General features: G+C 49.6%; 3 protein-coding genes. All 3 read left to right on the plus strand.

Going from position 1 to position 3795, the window contains the following annotated elements; genetic code table 11:
- A partial coding sequence (locus Q0256_RS01060; protein ID WP_297959228.1) for an autotransporter outer membrane beta-barrel domain-containing protein occupies positions 1-1142 on the plus strand: 1142 nt, incomplete at its 5' end.
- Between the two features lie 178 nt (positions 1143-1320).
- Positions 1321-2931, plus strand: a complete 1611-nt coding sequence (gene selA, locus Q0256_RS01065; protein WP_297959230.1) for an L-seryl-tRNA(Sec) selenium transferase — start codon at positions 1321-1323, stop codon at positions 2929-2931.
- Positions 2924-3795 (plus strand): GTP-binding protein (locus Q0256_RS01070; RefSeq protein WP_297959232.1); only part of this gene is annotated, 872 nt, incomplete at its 3' end. The genes selA and Q0256_RS01070, both read left to right, overlap by 8 nt.

The raw sequence follows: 3795 nt of genomic DNA on the forward strand, positions 1-3795 counted from the left end.
TCTATCCAGCAGAAATGACGAACCATAAGGAAAATTTGCAAGCTATAGCGGGAATTTCTACGATATATGAGTTTGGTCTGCAAAAAGACGGCGAGGAGCAAGCCAGCGAAGGCAAGGAGCTCTACGCGGTGGTGCGAAGCAAGATCACTCCGCTAACGCCGCTAGGACCATCCGAGCAGGCAGAGGATAATCACGGCGGAGGCGTAAATGAGGCAAAAAGACTGATCGATACCGTCCAAAAAAGCATGCTAGAGCCTACCGCAGGAGCAATAGCTTTGATTGGACAGAGCTTTGATGCCCTATCAAATTCCAATCTAAGCAGCGACAGTTCGGGCGGCGCGGTGCTAAGCGGAATGAAAGCTTCGGATATGAGGCTGGAATCAGGCTCGCACGTGGACGTCAGATCGGCCTCCTTTGCGCTAGGTTTAGCGAAGGAATTTGATTCTTTGCTTAGTTCGCTCTTTATGGAATTCGGCGGCGGCAAATACGATACGTTCAACGAATACGGCGGCATGTTTAACGGAAACTACATATCCGATATCAGAGGAAGCGGCCATATGAGATATTACGGCGCGGGCGTTTTGGGTAAACTTAATCTGCCCAGCGATTTTTACGTCGAAGCCTCCGCAAAGCTCGGCAGGATCAAAACGGATCATAAAACCGTGTTGCCGGACGGCACGGAAGCGAGCTACGACGCCACTAGAAACTACTACGGCGCGCACGCAGGAGTTGGCAAAGTATTTGAGATAAACGACGCTTCGGACTTGGATCTTTACGCGAAGCTCTTTTTTACTAGAGTGGGTAAAAAGCAGGTCGAGATAAATTCCGAAAGCATACTTTTAAAACAGAGCAATTCCTTAAGGACAAAGCTCGGATTTAAGTACTCTTACGAGCTAGGACAAAGCCTGGATCTTTTCGGCGGACTTGCTTATGAGCGGGAATTGGACGGTAAGGCAAAGGGGTTAAATTTAGCCTACGGTACGGACATCGCCTCGCCTTCGATGAAAGGCAATACCGGCATTGCGGAGGTTGGAGCGAAGCTAAAAAATCTAGGAAATTTTGAAGCCGCAGCCAAATTTGAAGGTATGGTAGGCAAGCGAAAAGGACTTAGCGCAGGACTAAACTTAGAATATAAATTTTAACCTCACAAAAAGTGTCCGCCAAAACTCGGCGCATTAAATTTATAGCTTACGCAAGAGGCTTGCTTAAAATTTTAAAAAGCGCGGCAAAGCCTTTGCATGCGAGGCGATTTTTCAAAATAAAGTTTTGCAAAAGCTTATTTTGCTAAAATCGCCTAAATTTTAAGGCATCGGGGTCGCAATGCAACGAATCAAACTACCAAAAATCGACAAAATCGCAAACGCGCAGGAGTTTCAAAACTGCCTCCGCCCGCAAATCATCAAAATCGCACAAGAGCTCATCGAAGAAGCACGCAGGGAGGCGCTGCAAGGAGGCGAGCTCGCAAGCGAAAGCGAGATCATCGCGCGCATCAAAGCGCGCTACGAAAAATTTCAAAGCTTATGCCTTAAGCCGCTCATCAACGCAACCGGCGTCGTGCTGCACACAAACCTCGGCCGCAGCGTCATCAGCGCCGAAATTTTAGCCCGCGCGCAAAAGATCATCACCTCGTATTCAAATTTAGAATACGACCTATCCGAGGGCGCGCGCGGTAACAGATACGACTACATAGCGCTTTTGTGCAGCGAGCTCTTCGGCGCGCAGGACACGCTCGTGGTCAATAACAACGCTGCGGCGGTATTTTTGGTGCTAAATACCTTCGCGCGCGGACGCGAAGTCGTGGTAAGCCGCGGCGAGCTAGTCGAGATCGGAGGGAGCTTTCGGGTAAGCGAAGTGATGGCAAACTCGGGCGCAAAGCTTGTGGAGATCGGCACTACGAACAAAACCAAGCCGGACGATTACGAAGAAGCGATCAATGAAAATACGGCGATCTTGATGAAGGTACACCGTTCAAATTTTAAAATTTCGGGCTTCAGCTCGAGCGTAAGCGCTGCGGAAGTTGCGGCTTTAGCGCGAAAAGCGACGCGTAAAAAAGAGGAATTTTTAGCGCTTAGAGCGGCAAATTTTAAAAATTTAGAAAATCTTTGCGGCGGCTCGTCGGATGCGACGGGCGAAATTTTAAATTCCGCGCCGAATAGTTTAAACTTAGCGGATATTTCTGCGAATGCTCTAAATTTAAATAGCGGCGAGCCGTCCGAAAGGAGCGAGTATTTTCATGAAGACTGCGAGAGTGAAATTTCCGCTAAAGCTTCTAAAATTTACCCTGCAAAATTTAGCATGAAAAAAGAGGAAAGTTTTAACGAGATCATCGATTATTACGATCTTGGAAGCGGCTACGCGAGCGAGCTGGGATTTGGGCTAGGCAAAAGCGAGCCATCCATTTTTGAGCTTTTAAAAAGCGGCGTGCGGCTGCTTAGCTTTAGCGGCGACAAGCTTTTCGGCTCCGTGCAGTGCGGCATCATCCTAGGGGATCGCAAGCTTATCGCGCGCCTGCGCAAAAACCAGCTACTGCGAATGCTGCGCGTGGATAAGATCACGCTAAGCCTGCTTGCCGAGACGATCAAGGCGTATATAAATAAAGAATTTCACCTCATCACGACGATAGATCAGATCCATCTGAGCCTGGACGAGCTGCGTGAGCGAGCGGAACTCGTGAAATCTCGCATCGGCGTAAAATCGCAGATCGTGCCTACTACCACTTTCGTAGGCGGCGGCACGATGCCCGGCGCCTCCTACCCTAGCGTCGCGCTTGCGATACTTGACGGCGCAGATCCACAGAGTACGCAGGCAAAATTTCGCGCTGCGGGCATAATCGGGCGGATCGAGGATGATAAATTTTTGCTCGATTTCAGATCGATTTTAAAAAGCGACTTGCAAGATTTAATAAAAAAGATCGGAGAAATTTATGAATAGCGTAATCATCGGCACCGTAGGCCATATCGATCACGGAAAGACCGCGTTAATCAAGGCGCTAAACGGCTTTGAGGGGGACCGAATGCCGAGCGAAAAGCAGCGCGGCATCACGATCGATCTTAGCTTTTCGCATCTGCGCTCGGGGGATACCAACGTCGCTTTCATCGACGTTCCTGGGCATGAAAATCTAGTAAAGACGATGATTAGCGGCGCGTATGCCTTCGACGCTGCGATGTTAGTAGTCGCCGCAGACGACGGGCTGATGCCGCAAAGCCGCGAGCATATTCAAATTTTATCGCTGCTCGGGGTAAAAAGCGTGATCTTATGTATCAGCAAGTGCGATCTTGCTGACGACGCGCGCAAGGCAGAGGTCGCGGCACAGTGCAGGGAATACATCGGCAAATTTAAAAATTTGCAAATTTTAAACACCTTTTTTATCAGCATAAAAGATCCCGCAAGCATCGCCGAGCTGAAAAACTATCTCTTCAATATCAAGCCCGCGCAGCGCCAAGGAGGCGGCGTGGTGCACTACTACATCGACCGCGTCTTTTCGCTCAAGGGGCTCGGCACCATCGTAACGGGCAGCCTCATTAACGGCGCGATTTCAAAGGGTGAGAAGCTTTATAACTGCGATCTGGGCAAAGCTTTTAACGTCAAAAGCGTGCAGATCCACGACGAGGACACGCCGCTAGCGCAGGCTCCAAACCGCGTCGCGCTAAGTCTGGACGCCAAAACGAGCGAGCTGCAAAAGGGGCAAATCCTAAGCAAAAAGGGCTTTTTCCGCGGCTTTAACGAAGCCGACTGCACCTTTAGCGGCGAAATTTTGCATAATCAAGACGTGCTGTTTTGCGTCGGAAGCAAACA

Source organism: uncultured Campylobacter sp., from assembly GCF_937949835.1.
GTDB lineage: Bacteria > Campylobacterota > Campylobacteria > Campylobacterales > Campylobacteraceae > Campylobacter_B.